The following is a 24,962-nucleotide window of genomic DNA, read 5'->3' on the forward strand; positions in this document are numbered from 1 at the left end:
CCCCCCTGTGGGCGCCCAAACCCCCCCCGCGGCGCCCCCCGCCCGCGCGCCCGGGCCCCCCCCCCCCCTTGGGGCCGGGTGTCTGGGCGCGCCCCCCCCCCGCCCGCGGGCGGGCCCGGGGTGGGCTCGTCGTAGTCGGGCGACATGACGAAATTACCGATGCCGTCCGTGTGGACAGTGAGTCCAGCCTCGTTGCAGAGCCCGAGCAACCAGGCTCTGGCCTCGCTATCCGCAGCGGAGAATGAGGTGCGGTCCAGTCCACCGCCCGGCCCGCGCCCGATCCGTCCGAGGGCCTCCAGGTCTGCGATCAGCCGGGGGGCGTTCACCGATATCCGGGCCGGCGCACCGGTCATTTGGTGCCACCCAGGGGGCTGCCCGACGTACCCGCCAGCGTCCCGACCTGGGACAGGATGGCGGTGAGGGCGGCGGTGAGCCCGGCCGCGAGGGCAGGCTCGGAGTCCGGGGCGAAATGCGGGGAATGATTGCCAGCAACCGTCTCGCTGGCATCGATGGTCTGCTGTGAGTAACCACCGAACATCCAGTACACCGAGGGCACTCCGATGGCCTCGGCCAGCAGCCCGAAATCCTCACTGCCCATCACCGGCGGCACCTCGATCACGGCGTCTGCACCGAGCGTGCCGCCGAGCTCGGTGATCAACTGCCTGGTCGCCGCCGGGTCGTTGTAGCAGCGGGGGAAGGTGGAGAGCACCTCGATCACGGGTTCGGGGGCACCGGATGCCTGTGCCTCGGCCGTGATCATGCGGCGCACCGAGTCCAGCACGCGGGTGCGCACCTCCAGGTCGAAGGTACGCACATTCACGGTGAACTCGGCGGTAGCGGGGATGATGTTCTCTTTCAGACCGCCATGGAAGGTGCCGACTGTGACCACGGCGGCCTTCATCGGGTGTACCTCCCGGGACACGACCGTCTGAAGGCGCACCACGATGTGCGCGCCGAGCACGATCGGGTCGATCGACTGGTCGGGCTGCGATCCGTGGGCCTGGCGACCGTGAACGGTCACCCTCCAGGAGTCGGCCATCGCCATAGCGACTCCGCTGCTGATATCGATGGTGCCGGCCAGACCGGGCCACACGTGTTGGCCGTATACGATCTCGGGTCGCGGCGCCCGGTCCCACAGGCCGTCTGCGAGCATGGCGAGGGCCCCGGCCCCGGTTTCTTCGCCGGGCTGGAAGATGAAGACCACGGTTCCCGCCCAGGCAGAACGGTTAGTGACCAGGTACTCGGCCACCGTGAGGGCGACCGTCATGTGAGTGTCGTGTCCACAGCCGTGCATGGTCGGAACGTCAGTTCCGTCGGCCAGAGTACCGCGGGCCACGCTCGCATAGTCGAGTCCAGTTTCTTCCTCGATCGGTAGACCGTCGGTGTCCGCCCGATAGGCCACGGTGGGACCCTCGCCGTTACGCAGGATGCCGACGACCCCGGTACCTCCGCAGGTGAATGTCTCAAGCCCGAGCTCGTCGAGTCGCCGGGTGAGGAACTTGCAGGTCTCAGATTCCTGCATCGACAGCTCCGGATGGGCGTGCAGATGTCGGTACAGCTTCTGCATCGAGCGGGTAGTGCTGGCGTGGGTCGAGGGCAGGGTCACGGTCATGAGTTCTCTTTCGTCGAGTCGGAACGGCGCTTGCTTCGCAAAAACCAGGACAGCACAGCGGTGGTCACAACCGTGATGCCGGTTGCGAGGTTTGCGATGGCGGGGACGGCGGGTACGAGAACGAAGAAGACGACTACTGCTGTGCCGACGGCGATCATGGTAACCCGTGGTTGCTTCAGCGACACGATGAGCTGCACGATCACCGCGCCGATGATGCTGGGGAAGATGTATAGGCGCGCCACGTCAATAACCTCGGTCGGCACGATGCTCACCAGCGTGGAGCCGAGCAGGCCCACGAACACCAGCATGAAGAAGACGTGCACCATGGCGGCGCCGCAGATGGCCATCAGGGCCGAGAACTCTCCGCGTTTGGTGCCCGCTTTGGCGCCAATGGCGGCCTGGGCGACCAGTGCGGAGGGGAGGAGCTTGTTCGCGATGTTGCCGATCATGAAGGCCTGGTACATCGCCGCGGGGCCGAGGATCGGATAGTAGGTGATCGGTTCGACCACCCACAGCACGGAGAACACGGCGGCGACAGCCAAAAACGCGATCCAGACCTGCGTCTGCGTAATGCCAAGGTCGGCGAACAGCACCAAGTAGAGCGGCGCGGCGAGGGACAGGACCAGTGCGGCGATCATGGTGATCCGACCCCAGCGGGACGTGGTGCGGTCGAATGCTGCCAGGTCGGCGGACGAGGTGGTGATCACTGTGGTGGAAGACATGCTGGCCTCTCTCAGAGTCTTGTGGCGGTGGTCAGGCGACCGGCGCAAGGCCGGTGGTGTGGGCCGAGTAGGCGACGATCAGGCCGATCACGATAGAGAAGCCGAGTCCCCACTCCCGCAGCCAGCCCTGGTCAAAGCGTCGCGCCACCAGCAGGCAGGCCCCCATCACTGCCGCCGAGGCGAGGACGGTGAGGATGTGCACGGGCGTCTTGCCGAACTCGCCAATGCCGAGACTGGCGAACGCCCCGAGCAGCGCCGCAGCGGGAATGATGGCCATCAGTGCCGGGTTCACGCTGCGCAGCCGTGAGTCACCGCGTTTCAGCAGCGGGGTGAGCACGAGGGTGGCAATCATCCACATCGCTCCGGAAAGACTCATGGCCATGAACGCGACCGCGAACACGCTCTGGGTGTAGCTCGCGTCGCCGAGGGCTGCCCCCATGGTCGTAGCGGCGATGCTGGCCGAGGCTGTCTCCGTCGCAGCGGACCCGACCAAGCCGACCCGCACCAGTACCGCGGGGGTGCCAAACAGGCTGAGTAGGGCCACGCTGACCAGGACGACGGCCAGCGAGGGGCCGATTGCGGCCACGGCCCCCGCGCGGAACGAGGTCTTCAGTTCGGTCGGGCTGATGCCCGCTGCTGGCGCGGCGATCCGAGCCGCGCGCACGTAGATGATCGTTTGCAGGATGATGGCGGCGAACACGCCGACGGCGAAGATCCATAGAACGGGCAGGTTCGCAATCGCGAGGATCTCGGTTGAGCCGGGGTCGCCGGGAAGAGAGGTGATCATGGGTGCTCCAGTGCTGGAATGCGGGTGGGGCAGGGCGTGATGATAAGTTCGGCGGTACGTGAATCCTCGTGGTCCCACAGGATCGGGATCAGGCAGGGGTGGACAATGCGACTATTGGACCCGCTGGAACGGCGGATCGCGGCCGCCCTGCAATTCGATGGACGTAGCCCCTGGAGTCGGATCGCCGATGTGCTGGGCGAGCCGGAGCGTACCGTCGCCCGCCGGGGGAGCGAACTGCTCGAGGCGAAGCTGGTGCAGGTGGCTGCACTCCGGCCGCAGTCGACGTCGGTAATCATCCGGGTGCAAACCACACCGGGAACCACCCGCGCGACCGCGAACGCGCTGGCCCAGCGCCGGGACTCGACCTTCGCGTACACAATGACCGGCGGCGTGGACTGTGTCGTCGAGGTGCTGACCGAGGCTGAGCGCATGCCGGCGCTGCTCACGGACGAAATCCCGGGCACGGTGGGTCTGGTTCGCGCCGTCAGCTACCCGATCTTGCGTTACTTCCGTACCATCCGTGGCTGGCAGCCCGACCTGCTGACTGAGGTCGAGGCGGACGCTCTGCGCGTCGGTGTCACGATGGATACCTGGAGCCTGCAGGTACCACAACGGCTGAGCCGGGTCGACAACGAGATCGTGGAGGCCCTGTGCCAAGACGGGCGGGTGTCCTGTGAACGACTGGCCCGACTGACCGGGGTGTCCAACGCAACCGCCCGTCGCCGGACCGACTGGTTGCTGCAGAACGATCACGTCTACATTCGGGCAGTCGTCGAGCCGGCGAGCGTCGGCCTGCCGGTCGAGGCCTTCCTCTGGATCCGCTGCGACCCGAAGAACGTCGAAGCGGTCGGTCGCGAGCTCGCCGCCTCGCCGCTGGTGCGCTACGCGGTTGCGGTCGCGGGCGACTACCAGATCGTGGCGAACGTCACCGCGAGGGATCAGGCGGCCCTCTACGGCTGTGTCACGGCGGCGCCCTGGGTCGCACACACCAAATCCATCGACGTCAGCATGCTGCTCGAAGCCTTCAAACGCGGCGGACGGATGCTGCAGCTCCCGCGAACTTAACCGGTGACGGTTCATTTCAGCTGCCCGGCCGGGATGTCGGAGCGGATGTCGGGGCGGGTGTCCAGGCGGTGGAGTTCCGGCGCCCGCCAGGCATGCCGGCTGGCCTGTTCAAGGCCGTAGCCGACCTGCAGCAGCTCGAAGTCCTGCCCGTGGTTCATGACCAGTTGCATGCCGACCGGCAACCCGGACTCGCTGAAGCCGGCCGGTACGCAGAGCGCGGGGAGCCCGGTCGCCGAGACGACGCAGGCCGAGCGCATCCACTCGAGGTAGGTTTCGAATGCCATTCCGTCGATCTCGGTCGGGTAGCGCAAGGCCGCGTCGAAGGGCAGCAGCTGGGTGGCCGGACTCGCAAACACGTCGTAGCGAGAGAAAAAGGTACGGGTTTTCTCGGCCAGGCGGGTGCGGGCCAGCGCCAAGGAGACGACGTCGGCGCCGGTCAGGGCGAGGCCTTGCTCCACATTCCAGCGCACCTCGGGCTTGATCCGGTCGCCGTGCTGAGCGACGAGCTCGCTATATGCCAGGGCGAAATCGAATGCGCGCACGGTGCTGAACACCTCGTCGGCGTCCTGTAGATCGGGGGCGGCCTGCTCCACGGTCGCGCCGAGGTCCTCGAATACGCGCAACTGCTGATGCAGCACCCGTAGCACGTCTTTTTGCACCGGGATGTCCAGCCCGAAGTCGTCGGACCAGCCGATGACGAGCCCGGTGAGGTCGCGCTGCAGCGGTTCGCGGAACCGGCTGGCCGGCACCGGGCAGGGGTACGGAGCTGCCACGTCTGGCCCGGCAAGCACCGACATAACCAGCGCAATATCGGTCACTTCCCGCGCCATCGGCCCGCTGCGGGCCAGCCAGCTCCACGCGTCGCGGCTCGGCTGCAGGGGAATCACGCCGAGGGATGGGCGGAACCCCACCACGTTGCAGAATGATGCCGGAATGCGCAGCGAGCCACCCATGTCGCTCCCGTCGCTGATGGACTGGATGCGCGCGGCCAGCGCCGCGGCGGCCCCGCCGCTGCTGCCGCCAGCGCTGAGGCGCGGGTCGTATGGATTGGTTGTGGTTCCGAACACCTCGTTGAAGGTGTGCGACCCGGCGGCGAATTCCGGCACGTTGGATTTGCCGGTGGTGACCACGCCGGCTGCTTTGAACCGTTCGATGATCAGGTCATCGTGCCTGGGTACATGATCGGCGAACAGCGGCGAGCCGAAGGTGGTGCGCATACCCGCGGTCGAGTGGGTGTCCTTGTGGGTCATGGGCACACCATGCAGGGATGGCAGGTCCGCGCCGCTGGCGGTGAGGATGTCGGCAGCAACGGCGAGGTGCCGGGCCACATCGCGGTCCAGGGTGACGATGGCGTTGATGTGGGGGTTCACCCGGTCGATCTGGGCGAAGTGCGCGTCAAGGGCTTCGTTCGCCGACACCTCGCGCTTGCGAATGGCCAGCGCGAGGGCGGATGCTGATAGCTCGGTAATCTGGTCGGTCACGGTTCGTCCCTGCGGCTTGGTCGATAGACCGGCGCATTGCCGGTGGGTAGAAGTCTGGTTTCCGGCAGGCCAGATAATGAGCGTGGGCGCGTCAAAGCATCCGATTCAGCGGTTATGGCCATGATCCTGGCCGATTCCGCCAAAACTGGCCCATCCGCTGGCCGGTACCACCGCTACCCGAGGTCGGACCGGGTTGAGTCAGGCCCGGACTAAGGACGTGGGCTCAGTCTAGAAACTCGGCCCGCATCCCTAAATTAGGCCCGTTTTAGCCGGACTCGGTAGAGCGCACGAGCAGCACCGAGGAAGAGGCCGCGCGGCACTTGGTGCGGTCCCGAGAAGATACCCGGCAGGATGTGATGAGTGCCCGGCATCGTATGTCGATGCCGTTGCTACGCCACGGTTTCGTGTATTCCGACGGCGCCGCTTGCACGGGCAAACATGACCGATGGTTGCGATCCCAGCGAACGGGTGACGTGGCATTTGAGACGGCGTTCGGTGCGTTGCATGAGGCGGTGGTTCAGACGGGGGTCACCTCAGAGAACGGAATAAACCGTACGCTGACGCAGATCGATCGGGCGCAGTGGTCTGAACAGGGGAGACACCGCAAAGGTTCGAGGACCACCCACACGGACCCGCCGCTCAGTTCGTTGAGGCGAAGTGCGAACGGGAGAAAACGCGGCTGTGACCCGGCACCTGGCCCATTGGAAGGGAATCGTCGCCCGAGTACAGGGCAACACCGTCGCACGAGTGACTTCACGTCGATAGATCGAAACAGGCTGAGGCAGTTGAGGGCCACGAAATTGCGTCATCGTCTCGTTGCTGCCCCGCTGCCGACGACCCAGACGTGTGTTCGTTAGACGCCTGGGTCGCGCGGCTCGATCAGTCTGTTGAAGTTGCGCTCAAATTTATGTTCGTGAGGAACTCTTGAAGCCCGGCGAGGTCATCCGTGTTGATGTTGTCGACGCCGGCCGCGTGGAGCTCGGTCCACAGTGCGTCCCTGGCTGGGCCAGCCGCGTCGGGAGTGGCCCAGAACCGCACTCGGTACCCCTGGGTATGCGCCGCCTCAACGTACGCGGTCAACTTGGCCCGCTCGGCATCCGGCATCTCACCTTCGCCGTTCCAGGTGTAGAGCTTGGTCCAGTTGTCGCTCACGAGCGGCATGAGACTGGCCGGTATACCCATCGAAAGGTCGCCGGAGCGGCCGTCGTAGAAACTGAAGCGCTCCTGCTGCGCCTGCATGGTTGCAAGCGGACGGTTGCCGCTGACGACCGCAGTGACCGCTCCCGTCTTCGTCGTGCCGTTGTCGAAGCGACTCATGATGCCCCGGTGGGCGGCCAATTCCGTTTCGATCGCTGCGTAGGTGGTCTCGGCCTCGCTCTTGATGTCGATCAACAGCTGGAGGCTGCCGTCCCACCCGGGGTAGACACTCTTGCCGTGCACGAGATCGGTCAGCGGGTCGAGGTAGAGGCTTTCGAGGGTGACCCCTGGCCGCACGTCGGCGAGGCTGTGGGCGACGAGAAGTTCGCCATCGACGAGCCAGACGTCGACTTCGACGCTTGTGAAACCATGTTCGAGAGCGTCGAAGAGCGGGCGCTCGTGCTCGTAGTCGTTGTGGGCGTGAGTGCCCTCGAGCGGTCCGCCGAGCACCATGGTAGTGCCGTGCCCACCCGGGTTCCCGCGCGGCGGGCCGGAAGCATCGGAAGCGGCTGCGGCGCCCGTGACGGTTGCGACGGCAAGAACGGCGATGAGGGCCGAAGTCGCGGCTTTGAAAAACATAAGTGTCTCCTTCGTCTGTGCGAGGCGAGGTCAGGCAGTGCTCAACCCCCGTTTTGGAGCCTGTCCACGTGCCCAAACAATGTCAAGTAGTTATTACAAAGTTCACCTCGACGTGTTGCGCCCGCCGGCATCCATTCACCGGACGGATGCCGGCACGGCGGAGTCGGCAAGCTCAACCTCGCGTTCTGAGGAATCCAGCAGGAAACGCCAGAACTCTTTCACCAGACCGTCTGGCCGTTGACATCACAGAGAACAGCTCGGCGATCGGCGCACAGGACGGAGACGTCAACGAGCAATGCTCAGACACGGTAACAGAGAAAAAATTACATCCTTGATCGAACCGGGGTAGTGTCCGTTTTGACCACGTATGACCAACGGGACCTCCTCGTTGGCTGATGATCAAGGAGAAGATCGTGAAACGATATCGCATGGGGATCCTCGGAGCCTCGACCGTTGCGTTACTCGCCGCGGCTGCACTCGGATCCACCGCGGCTCAAGCGCAGAGTCCTGAAACTAGAGGCGCCAACAAGACGGTTTCGCTGCACGCAGATCTTACGGAGCTCAACGGCTCCAAGGCATTCGGAACCGCTACCGTGGTAGTGCGCAACCAGAAGATCAAGCACGTAGAAGTGCATGCTTCCGGGCTCACACCAGACGCTCCGCACGCCCAACACATCCACTTCGGCAAGAAAGCGCTGCACGAGTGCCCCACCCTGGCACAGGACACAAGCGGTAATGGCCGCCTGAACACCGTGGAAGGCATTCCGGCATACGGACCGGTCGTCGTATCGTTAACCACGACAGGCGACACGAGTCCGGCCAGTGTCGTGGCCGTCACCCGTTTCCCCGTTTCTGAGGACGGCAGTTATGACTACAGTCGCGACAACATCCGCATAACCAAGGTAGCGGGAACCGGAACGGCCAAGGAAATCGCGCATGCCATCCGCAAGGGCGAAGGCGTCGTCGTGATCCACGGGGTCGACTTCAACGGCAACGGCGAGTACGACTTCAGCCAGGGTAAGAGTGAACTCGACCCGACCCTGCCGTCAGAAGCGACGGACCCGGCCGCCTGCGGCGTCTTGAAATAAGAAGCACACCCAGGAGTCTTTTCCCGGGCACAAACAGCGATGGCCCGTCTTCCAAGACGGGCCATCGCAGGTTTGCTTCCACCGTGTCAGGCAAAGGTTCTATTAACCCGAAGTTACGACGGGGTTTGAGGCCGGTTCGTTGCCGTGGCGCCGGTTGCGGGGTCGTTTGGCCGTAATTCTGTAGACAGAATATATGGCGTGTCGTCAGTAAAAATCATGATGAATGTTCACATAATTGTGGTGTGAGCGGATCTGGTGTTTCGGTCATGCAGTCAGAGTGCGGGAGTCGCACGTGGACAAGCACGGCAGCGAACGGCGCAACCGCAGATCGTTAGGGATATGAGTCAATGACGGCTGGGAATTTGACCGGGTAGGCGCAGTTGGGGTCGTGGAGGAATGGAATTACCTGCCGCCGACGCCTCTCATAGTCGAGTGCGGAGCCAGTCGATTTCCTCGGCAAGAAGCTCAAGGCTGGTGCCGACTGGTGCGTAGCCGAGCTGCCGCCCAGCGGTCGTGTCGAGGATGATTGGGTGCGCTGTTCGCCAGGGTGGTGTTTACGGTCCGGTTCCTGCGCGACGTCGACGAGTTCGATCCGGCCGCGCCAGTCGATGCGATCAACAATTGCCCTCACGATCTGCCCGGCCGTGGGTGTGTCCGGGTCAGCACTGTTCAGTATCCGTGCGCCAGGTGAGCCGGCCACTGTTTCGATTAGCGCTGCAGTATTGCTCGCCGCAGTGAGGTGATCGATCGATGCGCCGAGGTTGGCTAGCTCGATGCTCGGAACAGCACGCTCCATCGCTTCTATCCCCTCCCATCGGAACTGCGGCGATGGCAATGACTCTGGTAGTGCCGTCGTGATCGGCTCCCGGGTCACCGAGTTCACCAACCGTGAAGAAGTGTTCGGGCCCTCAAAAGTGGTATTGCCGTGGGCGACGAGCTGGGCGTTGCGCGAATTCTGCTTCCGACGGCGATCGCGAGCGCGACGGTGATGAGTGCTGCGGCGACCGCGAATGTCCACCTTGTACCGGTGGCGACGTCACCGGGCCCCGCGGTGGTGATGTCGCTCGCCCCGGAGGCGAACGCGAAGATAGCGCCCATGACCGATGCGCCGGTGAGGAGCCCGAGGTTGCGCGACAGGTTGAGCATGCCGGAGATTACACCGCGCTGGTCTGCGCGGACGTCGGTCATGACCATGGTGTTGTTGGCCGTCTGAAACAAGGCGTAGCTGGCGGTGATGATGACGAGGGTGACGATGTAGCCCGAAATGCCGAGAGATACCGGGACCAGAGAGAGGGCGATGGACCCGATGGCCATGCCGATGAGCCCGACGATAACCATGCGTTGGGTGCCCAGGCGGTCGGCGATGCGTCCGGCGGGCACGCCGGTAAGTGCGGCAACGACGGGACCAACCGACATGACGAGCCCGATGAGGGCCGGTTGGATTCCGAGCGCGAGGGACAGGTGGAACGGACCGACCACCAGTGTCGCCATCATCACCGTTGAGACGAGCGCGCTCATCAGAAGACCAGAGCTGAGCACTGGGTCTCGTAAGTTCTTCAGGTGGATCAGAGGTGATGTCGCTCTCCTCTCGGCGAGCACGAACAGTCCCAAGCCGACGACGGCGGCCAGGAGCAGGGCCAGGCTGAGCACACCGAAACCACTGTGTTGGATGGTCATGGCGAGTGCGTAGGCCCCCAGCGTCAGGGCGAGCAGCAGCGTCCCCAGGTAGTCGAAACCGACTCGTCCGGCCTTAGGTGTCGGACTGGCGGCGGGCAGGTGACGATAAGCGAGAACGAGGGTCAGGATGCCCAGGGGTGCGGTGACGAGGAAGATCGCCCTCCATCCGAACCCGGTGATCAGGACGCCGCCCAGCGATGGCCCGAGGGCGGTGCCGATCGCGGACATCGTCCCCAGCAGGCCCATGGCGGTGCCGGTCCGTGTTGACGGAACTGTCTCTGCGACGAATGCCATACTGAGCGCCATCATGCTGGCAGCGCCGAGGCCCTGGGCCGCTCGGGCGGCTATGAGCAGCCCGAGTGTCGGCGCAACGCCGCTGAGGAACGTAGCCGCGGTGAAGAGGGCGATTCCGGCCAGCAACAGCCGTCGGCGCCCTGTGATGTCGCCGAGGTGTCCGATGCCGACGATCAGGGTGGAGATGGCGAGGAGGTAGGCGAGGACAATCCACTGGACTTCCTGGAAGGAGGCCGAGAATACCTCCGCCATCGTGGGTAGGGCGACATTGACGATGCTGGTGCTGAGGGAGGGCAGCAACATGGTCAGCGAGAGGGTGAGCAGCGCCCATCGGTACGTCTTCGCCCCGTTCTCAGTGCCATGTTCCACGGTGGTCGTTCTCATTTTGGATCCTGCTTCCGTGCGATTTTCTTGATTGTTTTTTTCAGCGTATGGTTGCACCGAAGCTGGCGAAAGACGCAACATTTACAATCTATTGTTGCGGCTCACGCCATAGTCCGGACTAATGTGCGATTGGTGATTTCATGACAAGACCCGACCTGAACCTGCTGGTTACACTGGACGTCCTGCTCCAGGAAGGCAATGTCACTCGGGCGGGGGAACGGTTGAACCTCAGCCCCTCTGCGATGAGCAGGGCGCTTGCCCGTTTGCGCATGACGACGGGCGATCCGCTGTTGGTCAGGGCCGGCCGTGGGCTTGTTCCTACGCCGCACGCGCTCGAGCTGCGCGAGCGCGTCGGTCAGCTTGTGCAGGAGGCTGAGGCCGCACTGGGGCCGCCCGAAACGGTCGACCTCGCCGGACTAGTCAAAACGTTCACCCTGCGCACCAGCGATGGGTTCGTCGAGAGCTTTGGACCCGACCTCGTCAGCCGGGTCTGTGAGAAAGCCCCCGGTGTTCGGCTGCGCTTCATGCAGAAGGTGAACACGGATGTTGCTTCCCTCCGCGACGGCACGACTGACCTCGAAATCGGCGTCGTCGACAAGACGAATGAGGTGCGCACTGAGCCGCTGTTCACGGACCATTTTGTCGGCGTCATTCGGATGGGGCATCCCCTGACCCGTGCCAGGATCACCCCCGTGCGGTATGCGTCGGGCAGTCACATCCGCGTCTCGCGGCGCGGTGTCGAGAGAGGGGCCATCGACGACGCGCTCAGGCCGTATGGAATGGAACGACAGATCGCCGTGATTGTCGGCGGTTTTGCAGCTGCACTGGCACTGGCTCGGACGTCAGATCTGATCGCGACTGTTCCCGAACGGCACACCAGTAATCTGCGCGCCGATATGCACACGTTCCCCCTCCCGTTCCCGACACCGGAGATCACAGTCTCGATGCTCTGGCACCCGAGGCTGGAGGTCGACCCGGCGCATCGATGGCTCCGTGCCTGTGTCCGACGCGTCTGCACGGACAGTGACGTCGGGGTGACGTTGGCCAGCCCCAAGGCTCTCAGCTAAGAGATCACCACACGTGGGGATTGCTCGATCATCATCATGCTCCGTAGGTTTCAAACGTCAGCCAACTCGGCAGGCATCATTTTAAACGGAATCAGGATCCTCGCATTATGAAAATGCTCACGTTCGCTCCCCGCACAGCCGGGGAAACCGGCTCCACCGAAACCATCGTCTTCCTCCACGGCGGGAACGTGGCCGGCTGGATGTGGGGACAACAAGTCCCAGCATTCCCCGAATACCGCATCCTCGTGCCCGACCTACCCGGTTTCGGTGCGAGCAACCATGTGGAGTGGAGATCGATCGAGGCGACAGCCGATGAGATCGCCACTCTGCTGCCTGACGAAGCGCACATCGTGGGGCTCTCACTGGGCGCGAGCATTGCCCTGCACCTTGCGGCCAGACACCCTCGAAAAGTCGCGAGCCTCTTCCTCGCCAGCGCCCAGGTCGCACCGCCCGCCAGACGCGACGTCATGATTGGGCGCCTGATGCTTCTGCTCTGGAATCAGCGCGGCTTCTGGACGACCCAGGCTCGAGGCTATGGTTTGACCGGCGACGACGCGGAACTGTTCGTCACGACCGGTCTCGGGATAAAGCGGGAAACGGCTCGCGCAATTCTGGACGAAGTCGCGCTCGGTATTCCCTCCGTCCTCCTCGAAAGCGTGACCGCCCCAACGATCTCAGTGGCAGGAGGCGCCGACTCCGCCGCGATCGTGCGCGCCTCGCTCGACCGAGTGGCCGCGGGTATCCGGGGCAGTATCGTCAAGACGGCCCCGGCGCTGCATCACCAGTGGAACATCGAGAATGTCGAGCTGTTCAACGACTCCGTGCGTGCCTGGCTAGTCGGCCGGGAGGCAGCAGCAGGCCTCACGGATGCGAACTAGCCGGGTCCAGGGCCACAAGCGGTCGCGAGACGCCCCGACCGACGGAAGGGCGAAAACAGATCGCGTCGGACCGCGCATTATGTCGACCTCGGACGTGGCCGCAAGGCTCAGACCTCCTCCCCGGTTCCGCCACGAGTGACCCTCCCGATTCCCTGTTCTCACGGGAAGGCGAGGGGGTTCATCCGTTTCTGAGTGGAAGCTTCCTCCGACGTTTGCGCACCCGGATCGAGCCGGAAGGGCGGGTATTCGTCGCGCAGAAGCGCGACGTAGGCAAGCACGCGGTAGATCCAGCGGTTGATGCCCATGAGCAGGTCAAAGAGAACCCGGGGGTACTGCGCCGTTACCAACAGGAAAATGCCGGCGACCACGGCAAGCAGGTTGAGCACCGAGTATCCGCCGGCGGGCTGAAGACCGGCCCCCTGGCCGCTGCCGGCGGTCCACGGGTAGTACAGGATGTTGGCCATTACGAGCGCGACGATGACCAGGTGGGGGGCGGCCAACGCCCACTTGATCAGCACCAGACTGCGGGAGAGGCGTTCTGGATAGTCGACATCGAAATCGGCCGGATAGTCGGTGCGAGCCAGGGTGAACGGTGGGTAGCGGTCGGTGCCCATGGCGGCATAGACGTAGAAGCCGACGCGCCAATTCCAGCGCAGCACGCCAACGTTGAAATCGAAGAGGGGCCGCGGGTAACGGCCGGTAAACAGGATGGCAAGGCCGGCGACCACTGTGGTGAGTAGGAATGCCAACCCGAGGAAGGCCAGCACCACGAAGTGCGGAATGGCCAGGAACATCTTCACCAGCCAGAGCCAGCGTGAGAGTTCTGGATCGAGCTCGCCGCTCAGACGAACGGGAGCGGTGGGATGTGCTGTCGTCGTTGTCATTTCGTTCCTTTTTTTGGGGGTGTGGAGTTATCAGGGCCACCCGCGGCTCGCATTGGAGGTCTTGCGCGTGCGTGTGGGCCTCCGTGAGGAGTGTCATTCCGGCTCCGTGACTCGGAGCACGTTTGCGCTAACCGACAAGCGGGGTCGCCGGCTGGCAGGCCTGGCGCGCCGACGACGGATGACGTATTCGGCAACCGCGAGGTTGATCACCCAGGCGGCGCCCATGAACACGGCTCGGGAGAGCTCGCTGGTGGAGCCGAAGATGATCGAACCGGGGATGAGAACGATGGCCTGGGTGCCGGCGCCGACTCCGATCGCGTAGGCGCGGGTCATCCACTCGCCGTGTCGGGCGAAGTCCCGTCGCACAATTTCGCGGACACCGAGAAGGATACTCACCACCATGGCGGTCCCGAAGACCAGCCGGAGCACCACGAGGATCGGACCGTCCCCGGGCGGGTGCGGGTAGAAGACCGCCATCCACATTCCGGACAGGGCGGCGACCAGGCCCGCGGGAATGAGTATCTGTCCGACGATGCGATGCCAGCCGCCCGTGCGGCGACGTAGCGCGGGAACGAACTGGAACGCCCCGAGCAGGCTGAACAGGGTCACGGTCAGGATGTGCGTCACGACCGGCACGGGGGAGTCGAGGAACCGGGAGTTCTCCGGGGTGGCGATGGCTCCGCCGGTCAGCTCGGTGAGTCGCGCCGCCCCCGCTAGTACCGGAATGAGACTGAGGAGGATGAGCCCGGTGGGCGCGAGCCACTGCGCCCCTGGGACCCTCGCCCCTGGGCCCCTCCCTCGACTGCCGCTCGTTCGCGTGCCGAGTGGTCCTTTAGTGCCTGTTTGCATGGTGGCGTTCTTTTCAAAGTTCGGGTTTGCCTGGAAGCGTGGGACTCAGGCTGCCGGTGAGCACGTTGACCGCGATCAGCGTCACGCCCAGGTTGCCGACACGTCTCAACAGCCCGTGCAGCGCCGCCTGATCGATGATCTGGCCGGTAAGGGTGGTCGTTCCATCCCGCTCGCAGGTCAGGGTGAAGCCCTCGAACCAGTCGCTCCACCTTTCGTCCAGCTGCCCCAGGAGGCGGATCTCGTACCGCTTGAGTTCACTCATCGTTCTTCCTTTCTTGTTGCACGGGACTCGTTGGCTCAGACCGCCGTCGTGCGGTCGAGGCGAGAGCCGTGCCCGTCTGACAGTGTCTGTGCTCCCACTGTGCGCTGGTCTGACCAGAGGGAGTAGCCGAGCCAGATCAGGGCGAGGCCCATGGGGATGGCGGCCATCCGTTCGAGCGTGTGCGGAAGGAGCGCTCCCGCAACCGGCGTCACCGCGGCCGCGACGATCAGCAGGATGCCGGCTCCGCGCGATAGAACGCGGGCGCGGACGATGGCAATACCGAACAGCAGGGCGCCGCCGATGTAGAGCAGGCCGCCGACCAGGGGCAGCGCGGCGAGGGGGCCGAGATCGGTCACGGCCGCGCTTCGGCCGAATAGGCCGACGAAGGACACGGCGAACTTCGGTGCGTCTGCCGCGACCAGGGGCGCGATGAACGCTTCGGCGAAGACGAAAGCCGATTGGAGGATGAAGAAGAGCCCGAACATCGCGTAGGCGATCAGACCGAGGAGGCCGACTTGTCTCACTTGGCGAAGGTAGATGCCGGTCAGGCCGATCAGGCCGAGCACGGCCATGCCGAGGCTGAGGCTGTGCACGGTCACCCAGTTTTGGGTGGTGAGGGAGGCGACCTGGTCGGCGGGATGGATGAACTGGATGCCGATGTAGATCAGCCCGGATAGTGCGGCGGCGATGCCGGCCGCGCGGGTAAGAGTGGTCGTCGTGATGCTCATGGTTGCGCTCCTGATTTTCTGGGTTCCCCAGGCGGAAGCCTGACGATGACCCGAATCTACGGAGGCAGGTGGTGACTCGGCATCACCCTGTGTGGTGATAAATGTGGTGATTGTGCCAGGCCTGGCTTCTAGATCAGGCCAGGTGACTCGGCCCGCCGCGCGGCTGCCGCATGCTGTAGACGTCGAGCTTGCCGAAGATGTGTCCGGGGTGGCTGTGCAGAGTGCTCTTGTGGTTACCGGTGACGTTGATGTGTTCCCAGCCGAGCGGGGGAGAGGTGCGGTAGCGCTCCTGCTCGAAGGAGCGGTCGCGGATCTCGCCGAGCCGGTTGAAGAAGACGGCGCGGGCGAGGGCGTTGCGGACTTCGCCTTTGTTCAGGCCCGCGGTGGTGCGACGGCGCAGATCCGGGCTCTGGAGCCAAACCTGGTGCGTTGGAGGCGGCCGAGTTCCCGGAGTGCCCGCGCGAGTCCGTTCTGCCGGGTATACGTTCCGAGTTTTCCGGAGCATCAGCGAGGCGCTACGGGGCCTGTATTGATCGACGCGGCCATGCGGTGGAATCCTCGCCTGATGCTTTCGCACTTGGAGGTGGTCTCGTGCCAACCGCCCTGCTGGAGACGAAGCTCTACGTCCCGAGGTCGAGACTTGGCCTGGTGCCCCGTCCCCGACTGATCGAGCGGATGGACCGCGGAACCGCGTCGAAGCTGATGCTCGTCTCGGCACCGGCTGGCTTCGGCAAGACGACGCTGCTGGCCGAATGGCTTGCGGCAGGATCAGCAGCGCCGGCCGACGAGCGGTTGGTCGCGTGGCTGTCGCTCGCCCGGGCCGACAACGATCCCGCAACTTTCTGGATCTATGTGATCGCCGCGCTGCAGAAGATGGCAGGCGGGGTCGGCGGGAGCGCGCTGGCACTCCTCCAGGCGCGCCGAGCGCCTCCTATCGAAACAATGCTCACCACGCTGCTCCAGGACTTGGGCGCTGTCTCGAGGGACATCGTGCTGGTGCTTGATGACTCCCACGTCATCGACGCGCGCGACGTGCAGGACGGGATGGCGTTTCTGCTCGACCATCTGCCTCCGGGGCTGCACATCGTGATCGCCAGCCGGGCCGATCCCGCGTTGCCGCTGGCCCGGTTGCGAGTGCGCGGCGAGTTGGTCGAGACTCGCGCGGCCGAGCTGCGCTTCACCGCTGATGAGGCCGCGGCCTACCTCAACGAGATGATGGGCCTGCAGCTGACGGCGCGGGACGTGGCCGCGCTCGAGGCGCGCACCGAGGGTTGGATCGCGGCGCTCCAGTTGGCGGCGCTCTCGATGCAGGGGCGAGACGACATCGAAGGCTTCATTGCCGGCTTCGCGGGGGATGATCGTTACGTTGTTGACTACTTGGTCGAGGAGGTGCTGCAGCGTCAGTCTGACCGTGTCCGGACCTTCCTGCTGCAGACCTCTATCCTGGGCCGGTTGAGCGGTCCGGTGTGCGACGCCGTCACCGGGCAGGGTGGAGGCAAGGCCATGCTGGAGGCGCTGGATCGAGGGAACCTGTTCCTGGTCCCGCTCGACGACCGCCGCCGGTGGTATCGCTATCACCATCTCTTTGCCGACGTGCTGCGCGCGCGTCTTCTGGACGAGGAGCCCGACCAGGTGCCGGACCTGCACCGACGGGCCAGCGCGTGGTATCAGCACAACGGCGAACCGGCTGTGGCCATCGATCACGCTTTGGCCGGAGGGGATTTCGAGCGTGCGGCGGGCCTCGTCGAGCGGGCGGTGCCGACTATGCGCCGGGACCGACGGGAGGCCACACTGCGTGGCTGGCTCGAGATGCTTCCCGAAGATCTCTTTCACGACCGCGCCGTGCTCAGCATCAGCTATGTTGGGGCGCTTCTGGCCACCAATGAGATCGAAGGTGTCGAGGCGCGCCTGCGGGACGCAGAGCGGTGGGTGGATGCGGCCGCGGACAGCCGCGCGGGCCCGGAAGTGCGCTCGGCCCAGGCGGTCGTGGTGGACGAAGAGGAGTTTCGCCGTCTTCCGGGGTGGGTCGCCGTCTACCGGGCGGGACAGGCCATGGCGCTCGGCGATGCCTCCACGACAGTGACCTACGCCCAGCGGGCTCTCAACCTCCTCGATGAGGACGATCTTTTCGGGCATGGAGCGGCTGCTGCGCTGATGCGACTCGCGTCCTGGGCGAGCGGGGATCTCGAGGCTGCGTATGAGGCGTATGCCGATTGCACGGCACGTCTGCAGAAGGCCGGGCACATCTCCGACGTCCTTGGTTGCGCGGTCGCGTTGGCGGACATCCGGATTGTTCAGGGACGTCTCGGCGACGCGATCCGCATCTATGAGCAGGCCCTGCAGCTTGCCCCTGAGCAGGGCGGGCTGGTTCCGCGGGGAACAGCGGACATGTACGTGGGGATGAGTGCGATCCACCGCGAGCGGAACGACCTGCCCATCGCCAGGCAGCTCTTGCTGCGAAGCGAGGAGCTGGGCGAACATCACGGGTTGCCGCAGAACCGATATCGCTGGCGGGTGGCGATGTCTCGCATCCAGGAGGCCGAAGGAGATCTGGGTGGTGCGCTCGGCCTGCTCGACGAGGCGGAGCGGGCGTATGTCGGAGACTCTTTCCCGAATGTGCGGCCGGTTCCAGCGCTGAGGGCGCGGGCGAGGATCAAGCAGGGGAAGGTGGATGACGCTTTCGCCTGGGCGCATGAGCAGGGCCTGTTCGTTGGTGACGAGCTCAGCTACCTGCGGGAGTTCGAGCACGACACCCTGGCCAAGGCGCTCTTGGCGCGGCACCGGGGCGAGAGTGCGGAGCGCTCCCTGCCTGCGGCTAGCCGACTTTTAGAGCGACTCCTGCTGGCCGCGGAAGAAGGAAAGAGGACGGCTAGCGTCATCGAGATCCTGGTGCTGCGGGCGCTCGCGCACCAGAGGCTGGGGGAGATCGCTCTCGCAGGGATGCCGATGTCGGCCTATCCCGCTTGCTCGCCGGATACTCGTGGTCCTGGAAAACCAAGACCGACAAGACCGCCTTTGACATTGAGCTGGAAGGCTGTCGGCTCCGGTGGAAAAGCACGCAGACCGACTGGACTGCCTCAACGAAATCCGTGGACGAAGTGGGCTCGATCCACACCGTTCAGGGGTATGACGTCAATTACGCCGGCAAGAAATACACAGACGACGAGCTCCAATGCCGTATCACGAACATCTACGTGGTTCTGCTGACTCATGGCCTCCGGGGGACCTACGTATACGTGTGCGATCCAGCATTTCGGCCTATCTGCGGGGCTTCATACCGATCGCTGTGTAGCTGGTCTGGACTCCCCGTTCTGGGGTGTGCGCCCGGTGTCCGACCAATCTTTGCCTCCGGTAAGTTTCTAATAGGCATGTCTGCACTCTCGTTGAGCGCGTTGAAACTGGGGGATCAGATGATGAAATTTGGCAGGCAAAAACCGGAGCCGACGAAGGCTCCTATCGGCACGCCATTCACCGCCAAAACGAAGTGGTCCAAGCCGACCTTCAGCATCTGGATCCTCGGCGGCATGGTCGCCTTCTTCGCTCTGATGTACGCAATCGTCGGTGGATTCCCCGCAGTTCTCGTCATTCTCGGAATGGCTGCCCTGGTGACGGGCGTGTACGCGATCTCTGGTCGCCGACCGTGGGCATCTGTATCAGCCCGCAAGACAACTGCGATCGCGCTGACTGCCAGCCTTGCCCTCTTCATCTCCGGTGGGGTCGCTGCTGCGGCGCCAGGTGCAGTTAAAACTGCTGTCGCCGAGCAACCCACGGCAAGCGCGACACCGAGTGCAACCCCAAGCCCAACCCCCATCCCGACAACAACACCTGGAACGGAATTCTCTGAAGAAGCACCGGTTGACCCCTCGACAGTCTCCGCTCCGAATGAAGCCGCATCAGTCGTAACCGCTGACTCCAGCTCCACCGACACGACAGCGCTCTCGCTCCTCGCGACCATCCCCGTGAAGGGCAAGGCGGCCAAGACCGGCTACGAGCGCACCGGCATGTTCGGCTCCGCCTGGATCGACGTGGACCGAAACGGATGCGACACCCGCAACGACATCCTCGCCCGGGACCTGAGCCCTATCACGAAGGCGGGAACCTGCCGGGTGATGACCGGTTACCTCGTCTCGCCGTACACGGCCACGTCGATCGCCTTCGTGCGAGGTCAGGTTACGTCAGCTCTCGTGCAGATCGACCACGTGGTGGCTCTGTCGAATGCGTGGCAGACGGGTGCTCAGCAGCTCACTCAAGCTCAACGTATTTCTCTGGCAAACGATCCCCTCAACCTCCTCGCCGTCGATGGTCGGTCCAACGCTCAAAAGGGCGACGGCGACACCGCAACCTGGTTGCCGTCGAATAAGGCGATCCGCTGCGGCTATGTTGCTCGTCAGGTGTCCGTCAAAGCAACTTATGGTCTGTGGGTCACTCAGGCTGAGCACGACGTCATGACCCGCATCCTCGGTTCCTGTGCGGGTGAAATGGCGCTGACCTCCTCGTTCACGCCTGCACCGGCTCCGGTTGTTGTTGCCCCTCCGGCGCCAGCTCCGGCCCCTGTCGTCGTAACCCCTGAACCAGCTCCGGCACCAGCACCAGCACCTGCCCCGGCACCTGCACCAGTCGAGGTCTACTACGAGAACTGCGACGCTGTGCGCGCTGTGGGAGCGGCACCGCTCTCCGCGGGATCGCCGGGCTTCCAGACCAAGTTTGACCGCGATGGGGATGGCATTGGCTGCGACACCTGATGATCGGCGGATCACCGCGCAGGCCCTAACAATCCTTCACGTCTCTCGAGCCGGCCGCAGTGGCACGCGAAGCCGCGGCCGCTCAGAAGGCCGCGGCTGACGCTGTCGCAGGCAGCAACCTGGTAGTTTCATCAAACGGTACAAAGTTGTTCTAATGCTGGCCCGAACCGCACCAAACGAGGGCAACGCCGGAAAAATCGCTATCGCTTGCGAGTGGGCGCCTCCGATTAAGACGAGGACCGCTCTGCTGGCGCACATGGCAGAGAACTATTGGCTGACATCCGCGAGGCGTCGAGTGTCACGACGTCGCGACGAATCGGTGCCCGCTACTTTTTGTCTTTCTTGTCGTCCACTATTCCGCCGAGGAGGCCGCCAATCGCTCCACCGAGGACGCCGCCAGCGGGCATGCCCAGAAGCGATCCGATACCGGCTCCGATGCCCGCGAGGCTGGAACCGTAGTTCACTCGAGCGATCGTGACCGTCGTCGATCCTTCGGGATTCTCCGAGATCTCGAACGATCCGACTGCTGCGGACGCCACGACCAGCGCGACAGGGCTGGCTTTGCCGCTTGCGGCCAGTTTGCTGTATATGTCCCGCGACTGGAAGTACGCCCGCTGGGCATCGGCTTTTGGCTCGCCTGCCTCGTAACCGATTTTGTACAACTCCAAAAGCGTTTGCGGTTCTTCATCGGTGATCAGGCCGCCCGTTTCCAACCGGTTCGGGATCGCTTTGTGGTTGCTGACCACATCGCCCTTGTTCGCATCCATGATGCGCCTGGCCTCCGCGCGGCTGGCGTGCATCAGCCCTGCGATATCGGTTCCGAGGTACGTCGGAGTGTCCATCGTGCGCCTCCTCTAGGCGTTGCTGCTTACGTTGTGCGCTCAGTGAAGCGCTCTCGAGTGACACCGACTAGGGACCAAAATTGGCTGCGCGCACCGACCGCTACGGAAGGTTGTATGGCCCGGGGACTGCCCTGACGCTACGCTCGGATTCGCTCCGGAGAAGGCGGGAGATTCCGGAAATGATCGCGACAACGATCAGACCCAGAATGAGCCCGAACACGGCCGACAGCGCGGTGTCACTGACCCAGACGACCACGGGACCGGCAGATTCGATCGCCTTCATCACGGCGTTCAGCACATCGCAAAGGCCGTGCCAGAACGTGTCGGCCAGGTTGATGATCACCAAGTGGCCACCGACCCACAACATGGCGACTGTTCCGATAATGCCGATTACCCGGAACACGGCCGGCATTGAGCGCACAATGCGCGCACCTGTGCGTCGCATCCGTCGTGCGGGGTTCTTCATCAACGCCAGTCCGACATCGTCGATCTTGACCAGCAATGCGACCGCGCCGTACACGAGCACTGTCAACCCAGGGCGCGAATGCGGTCAGGAGCAGAGTGATCGGAATGATGATGACGAACTTGTTGACCAGGCTGCCCAGTGCGATTCAACAGCGGCGCAGTCGTAGCGGCCACGTTGACGATGAGCGCAGTGACGTGGAGCGGTGGGCCAGCGTCATACGGGGATAATGGTTTCGAGTGCTCCGGTTTCGGAGCGTTACATCACGGAGTACATCGTCGAGAGGCTCACGCATGAGCGAGCAACCGAGCTTCCGAGTCCGACGCCTCAACAAAAAGCATCGGGCGGCCTTCGTCGCGTTACTCACGGAGTTCCCGCAGGCCGCAGTCGATGACGCGCCTGAGGTCTATTTCGATGACACCATTGAAATGCAAGGCGAGTCTGAGGCCTTCGCTTTGGTCGCCGAAACCGACGACGGCCCGCTTCTGGGCGCTATCGTCACCGAACCGGACAGCTACGTTGACGAGAATCAGCTCAACGAAGACTCCACCGACGACGATATTGACGATGCGATAGTCAGCGACCACGGCACCGCAGTCATCGAGCTACTGATCGCCAGCGGCTCCGAGGAGGTGTGCAAGGCGCTTCTCAACACTCTCACGCCGGCCCTCACCAACCGCGGTTTCGCTCAAGTGCATGCCAGCGTGCCACCAGACCTTGCCGATGTGTTCCGCGGTCAAGGCTGGGTTGTCCTGCCGAAAAACACGGGCATCGCGTGGATGAGCATGGACGACTCCGAAGATCAGGTGCGCGACTATGAAGCGATCCCGCGCAGTTCACTTTCCGCGTTCCTCATCATCGACCCCAACGTGTATCTGTCCTGGCCGTACGACGCCCCACAAGACCCCGAAGATGACGATTCGCGCCAAGAAAACATCGCCAGGGGTATGGATGAGTTCGCAGCCCGGTTGGCGGCAGAAACACCCTCAGATGGCCTCTCGGAGAACACTCTCTGACGGAACGGCCGCCGGCCAGGACGCCCGCAGCCGCACCCGTTGACGAGCTGGTCGCAAGTTCGAAGCAGGATGGACGGTACCCGGAACATCCGCGGGATGGGCAAGATCAAGGCGGGAAAAAATGCACATCGCGCCCTCATCGCTCGTTCGTGTGTCGGGCACGGAACGCTCCGCTGATACGTTGACGGTATGAGCGATACTTCTGTCCGCGATGAGATTGCGGCTTTCATGGCAGAGCGGGACTGGGCGCAGTTTCATACCCCCGAGAATCTCTCGAAGAGCATCGCCATTGAAGCGGGGGAGTTGCTGGAGTGTTTCCAGTGGGGAGCGGATGCCGACACCGATCGAGTGCGGGGAGAACTGGCCGATGTGCTCACCTACTGCTTCTTGCTGGCTGATCGCATCGGCGTGGACCCCGACCAGATCGTGCGCGACAAGCTCGCGGTAACGGGGGAGAAGTATCCGGTCGACAAAGCGCGGGGGCGAAGTACGAAGTATGACTCCCTCTGAAATCAAACGGGTCGACTTCACCAGGGAAGCCGTCACGACCTGGGCGCCTCGCGACCATCGCAACACGAACTGGCCGGTTGTGTACGTCTTGGACAATGCGAAGGCCGGGCGCCAAGCGGCGCGTGGTGTCAGTCTCGACGACGTCTACGTCGGGGAGTCGCTGAACGCAGCAGCACGAATGCGGCAGCATTTCGATTCCCCCGAGAAGAAACACCTCCGCACAATCCGGGTCATTGTCGACGAGAGATTCAATAAATCCGTCTGCCTCGACCTCGAGTCCTACCTCATCCGGATGCTTGCCGGTGACGGCACGTACCGGGTCCTGAATCGGAACGACGGAATCACAGAGGCCGACTACTACGACCGCGATCTCTACCAGGAGACTTTCCGTGAGGTGTTCGACCAGCTCAGGCTTGACGGAGTCTTCACACGAAGCATTCCCGAGATCGAGAACAGCGACCTCTTCAAGCTCTCTCCGTTCAAGGCGCTGAGCCAGGATCAAGCTGTCGCCGTTGAGGACATCCTCGAGGGACTCTTTCAGGATTTTGAGGCCGGCGCCAGCAGCACCATCGTCATCCAGGGTGACCCGGGAACGGGCAAGACCGTCGTCGCGATCTACCTGCTCAAGCTGCTGATGGATATCGCGAAGACGACACCCGCAGAGGATCTCGACAGCGACTCCCTGTTCTCCGAGTTCTTCGTCGATGGCTATCGGAAACTGCTCGCTGGTAAGCGCATCGGGTTCGTCATCCCCCAGCAGTCGTTGCGAGAGTCCATCAAAAAGGTGTTCCGGAAGACCCCCGGGTTGAGCCCCGAGATGGTCCTGACTCCGTTCGAGGTGGGGCTCTCGGACGAGCACTTCGACCTGCTGATCGTTGACGAAGCCCACCGTCTCAACCAACGTGCCAACCAGCCCTCAGGCATGCAGAACAAGAAATTCCGTGACATCACCGAGAAACTCTTCGGCTGGGACGATGGGGGCAAGACCCAGCTCGATTGGGTCCGCGCGAAGAGTGATCACCAGATCTTTCTGCTCGACGCGGCGCAGAGCATCCGGCCCGCCGACGTACCTCCCGAACTGCTCGCCGCACTCGTAAGCGATGCGCGACGCGCAAAACGCCACTATCCGCTGCTGTCGCAAATGCGGGTGAAGGCTGGTTCGGACTACGTCGATTACGTCCGACGTGTCCTGGGGACCGCATCCACCTCCGGGGTGCCGCAACCACTGACTCGCGAATGGTTCGATAGCTACGATCTACGCATGTTCGATAGCGTCGCCGAGATGCGTGATGAGATCCGGCGCAAGGATGCCGAAAGTGGGCTCTCACGTTTGGTCGCCGGCTACGCGTGGGAGTGGAAGACCAAGAACGACAAGACCGCGTATGACATCGAGATCGACGGCTGTCAGCTTCGGTGGAACAGCGTCGCGACCGACTGGATTGCCTCGCCGAAGTCTCTCGAGGAAGTCGGGTCAATCCACACTGTGCAGGGCTACGACCTCAACTATGCCGGAGTCATCATCGGTGAGGACCTGCGATACGACGCAGTCAAGGGCCGGCTAGTCGTTGACCGGGGATCGTACTTCGACAAGAAGGGCAAGGAGAACAATTCCCGCCTGGGCAAGATCTACAGCGACGACGACCTTCTCCGTTTCGTCAGCAATATCTACGCGGTTCTGCTGACCCGCGGCATCCAAGGCACGTATGTCTATGCCTGCGATCCTGCACTTCGGGCATACCTGCGGGAGTTCCTACCGAGCAACGAGAGAAAGTCCACTCACCGGGACGTAACGAGAGAATGAGGGCTGAATCCCGAAATTGCCGGGTTCGGAATTA

Annotated in this window: 20 protein-coding genes and 3 pseudogenes; 10 read left to right on the top strand and 13 right to left on the bottom strand. The window is 63.7% G+C overall.

Features of this window, described 5'->3' with window-relative positions:
• Nucleotides 1–349: 349 nt before the first annotated feature.
• From LH475_RS00340 to LH475_RS00350, 3 genes are read right to left on the bottom strand one after another with little or no spacing between them, the layout of a single operon-like run.
• On the bottom strand, nucleotides 350–1,612 hold the full coding sequence (locus tag LH475_RS00340; protein ID WP_196842586.1) for an amidohydrolase: 1,263 nt from the start codon (nucleotides 1,610–1,612) through the stop codon (nucleotides 350–352).
• Nucleotides 1,609–2,334 carry a hypothetical protein gene (locus tag LH475_RS00345; protein WP_297412605.1) on the bottom strand — a complete coding sequence of 242 codons (726 nt, stop codon included), beginning with the start codon at nucleotides 2,332–2,334 and terminating at the stop codon, nucleotides 1,609–1,611. The genes LH475_RS00340 and LH475_RS00345 overlap by 4 nt, the downstream gene beginning before the upstream one ends.
• A 31-nt stretch (nucleotides 2,335–2,365) precedes the next feature.
• Nucleotides 2,366–3,121, bottom strand: coding sequence for a DUF5058 family protein (locus tag LH475_RS00350; RefSeq protein WP_297412606.1), 756 nt, complete (start codon nucleotides 3,119–3,121; stop codon nucleotides 2,366–2,368).
• A 105-nt stretch (nucleotides 3,122–3,226) separates the two neighbouring features.
• Here LH475_RS00350 and LH475_RS00355 point away from each other — a divergent pair, with 105 nt between their 5' ends.
• Nucleotides 3,227–4,186, top strand: coding sequence for an AsnC family transcriptional regulator (locus LH475_RS00355; protein ID WP_196842589.1), 960 nt, complete (start codon nucleotides 3,227–3,229; stop codon nucleotides 4,184–4,186).
• A gap of 11 nt (nucleotides 4,187–4,197) precedes the next feature.
• On the opposite strand, the gene LH475_RS00360 is transcribed toward LH475_RS00355, so the two are convergent.
• Nucleotides 4,198–5,667 (bottom strand): amidase, encoded by a 1,470-nt coding sequence (locus tag LH475_RS00360; protein ID WP_196842590.1) that lies wholly within the window; start codon nucleotides 5,665–5,667, stop codon nucleotides 4,198–4,200.
• Nucleotides 5,668–6,546: 879 nt separating this feature from the next.
• Nucleotides 6,547–7,443: a phosphatidylinositol-specific phospholipase C/glycerophosphodiester phosphodiesterase family protein gene (locus LH475_RS00365; RefSeq protein WP_196842591.1), complete on the bottom strand. Its 897-nt coding sequence runs from the start codon at nucleotides 7,441–7,443 to the stop codon at nucleotides 6,547–6,549.
• A gap of 413 nt (nucleotides 7,444–7,856) precedes the next feature.
• Between LH475_RS00365 and LH475_RS00370 the strand changes: the two genes are divergently transcribed.
• Nucleotides 7,857–8,531, top strand: a complete 675-nt coding sequence (locus LH475_RS00370) for a CHRD domain-containing protein (RefSeq protein ID WP_196842592.1) — start codon at nucleotides 7,857–7,859, stop codon at nucleotides 8,529–8,531.
• An 879-nt stretch (nucleotides 8,532–9,410) separates the two neighbouring features.
• Here LH475_RS00370 and LH475_RS00375 read toward each other — a convergent pair.
• Complete coding sequence (locus tag LH475_RS00375; RefSeq protein WP_196842594.1) at nucleotides 9,411–10,886, bottom strand: MFS transporter; 1,476 nt, start codon at nucleotides 10,884–10,886, stop codon at nucleotides 9,411–9,413.
• Nucleotides 10,887–11,026: 140 nt separating this feature from the next.
• Between LH475_RS00375 and LH475_RS00380 the strand changes: the two genes are divergently transcribed.
• Together LH475_RS00380 and LH475_RS00385 are read left to right on the top strand one after the other, a co-directional pair.
• The gene (locus LH475_RS00380; RefSeq protein ID WP_196842595.1) at nucleotides 11,027–11,953 is read left to right on the top strand and encodes a LysR family transcriptional regulator; all 927 of its coding nucleotides are present in this window, start codon (nucleotides 11,027–11,029) and stop codon (nucleotides 11,951–11,953) included.
• 107 nt (nucleotides 11,954–12,060) lie between these two features.
• Entirely contained in the window at nucleotides 12,061–12,831 is a 771-nt protein-coding gene (locus LH475_RS00385; protein ID WP_196842596.1) for an alpha/beta hydrolase, read from the top strand.
• A 158-nt stretch (nucleotides 12,832–12,989) separates the two neighbouring features.
• On the opposite strand, the gene LH475_RS00390 is transcribed toward LH475_RS00385, so the two are convergent.
• The 5 genes and pseudogenes from LH475_RS00390 to LH475_RS00410 all read right to left on the bottom strand — a co-directional run.
• The gene (locus tag LH475_RS00390; RefSeq protein ID WP_196842597.1) at nucleotides 12,990–13,715 is read right to left on the bottom strand and encodes a DUF4389 domain-containing protein; all 726 of its coding nucleotides are present in this window, start codon (nucleotides 13,713–13,715) and stop codon (nucleotides 12,990–12,992) included.
• A 93-nt stretch (nucleotides 13,716–13,808) separates the two neighbouring features.
• On the bottom strand, nucleotides 13,809–14,564 hold the full coding sequence (locus LH475_RS00395; protein ID WP_297412608.1) for a DUF2306 domain-containing protein: 756 nt from the start codon (nucleotides 14,562–14,564) through the stop codon (nucleotides 13,809–13,811).
• Between the two features lie 13 nt (nucleotides 14,565–14,577).
• Entirely contained in the window at nucleotides 14,578–14,826 is a 249-nt protein-coding gene (locus LH475_RS00400) for a hypothetical protein (RefSeq protein WP_196842599.1), read from the bottom strand.
• Nucleotides 14,827–14,861: 35 nt separating this feature from the next.
• Nucleotides 14,862–15,554 carry a hypothetical protein gene (locus LH475_RS00405; RefSeq protein WP_196842600.1) on the bottom strand — a complete coding sequence of 231 codons (693 nt, stop codon included), beginning with the start codon at nucleotides 15,552–15,554 and terminating at the stop codon, nucleotides 14,862–14,864.
• Between the two features lie 271 nt (nucleotides 15,555–15,825).
• A pseudogene (locus LH475_RS00410) lies at nucleotides 15,826–16,049 on the bottom strand (Tn3 family transposase); the annotation flags it as partial.
• Nucleotides 16,050–17,363: 1,314 nt separating this feature from the next.
• Between LH475_RS00410 and LH475_RS14450 the strand changes: the two are divergent.
• From LH475_RS14450 to LH475_RS00420, 3 genes and pseudogenes are all read left to right on the top strand, one after another.
• Nucleotides 17,364–18,470 (top strand): annotated as a pseudogene (locus LH475_RS14450) (helix-turn-helix transcriptional regulator); the annotation flags it as partial.
• Nucleotides 18,471–18,517: 47 nt separating this feature from the next.
• Nucleotides 18,518–18,640, top strand: a pseudogene (locus LH475_RS14455) (hypothetical protein); the annotation flags it as partial.
• A 3-nt stretch (nucleotides 18,641–18,643) separates the two neighbouring features.
• On the top strand, nucleotides 18,644–20,296 hold the full coding sequence (locus tag LH475_RS00420; RefSeq protein WP_297412609.1) for a DUF1524 domain-containing protein: 1,653 nt from the start codon (nucleotides 18,644–18,646) through the stop codon (nucleotides 20,294–20,296).
• 326 nt (nucleotides 20,297–20,622) lie between these two features.
• Here the strand turns inward: LH475_RS00420 and LH475_RS00425 are convergent, their stop codons facing one another.
• Nucleotides 20,623–21,138: a hypothetical protein gene (locus tag LH475_RS00425; protein WP_196842602.1), complete on the bottom strand. Its 516-nt coding sequence runs from the start codon at nucleotides 21,136–21,138 to the stop codon at nucleotides 20,623–20,625.
• Nucleotides 21,139–21,238: 100 nt separating this feature from the next.
• Nucleotides 21,239–21,664, bottom strand: a complete 426-nt coding sequence (locus LH475_RS00430) for a DUF808 family protein (protein WP_297412620.1) — start codon at nucleotides 21,662–21,664, stop codon at nucleotides 21,239–21,241.
• 230 nt (nucleotides 21,665–21,894) lie between these two features.
• Between LH475_RS00430 and LH475_RS00435 the strand changes: the two genes are divergently transcribed.
• The 3 genes from LH475_RS00435 to LH475_RS00445 all read left to right on the top strand — a co-directional run bounded on the left by LH475_RS00435 (nucleotide 21,895) and on the right by LH475_RS00445 (nucleotide 24,928).
• Nucleotides 21,895–22,617, top strand: coding sequence for a hypothetical protein (locus LH475_RS00435; RefSeq protein ID WP_297412610.1), 723 nt, complete (start codon nucleotides 21,895–21,897; stop codon nucleotides 22,615–22,617).
• Between the two features lie 189 nt (nucleotides 22,618–22,806).
• Nucleotides 22,807–23,127, top strand: coding sequence for a nucleotide pyrophosphohydrolase (locus LH475_RS00440; protein ID WP_196842604.1), 321 nt, complete (start codon nucleotides 22,807–22,809; stop codon nucleotides 23,125–23,127).
• Nucleotides 23,114–24,928, top strand: coding sequence for a DNA/RNA helicase domain-containing protein (locus LH475_RS00445; RefSeq protein ID WP_196842605.1), 1,815 nt, complete (start codon nucleotides 23,114–23,116; stop codon nucleotides 24,926–24,928). Before LH475_RS00440 ends, LH475_RS00445 begins: the two co-directional genes overlap by 14 nt.
• Nucleotides 24,929–24,962: the final 34 nt, after the last annotated feature.

It is taken from the genome of Cryobacterium sp., from assembly GCF_026786305.1.
In the GTDB taxonomy this organism is placed as follows: domain Bacteria; phylum Actinomycetota; class Actinomycetes; order Actinomycetales; family Microbacteriaceae; genus Cryobacterium.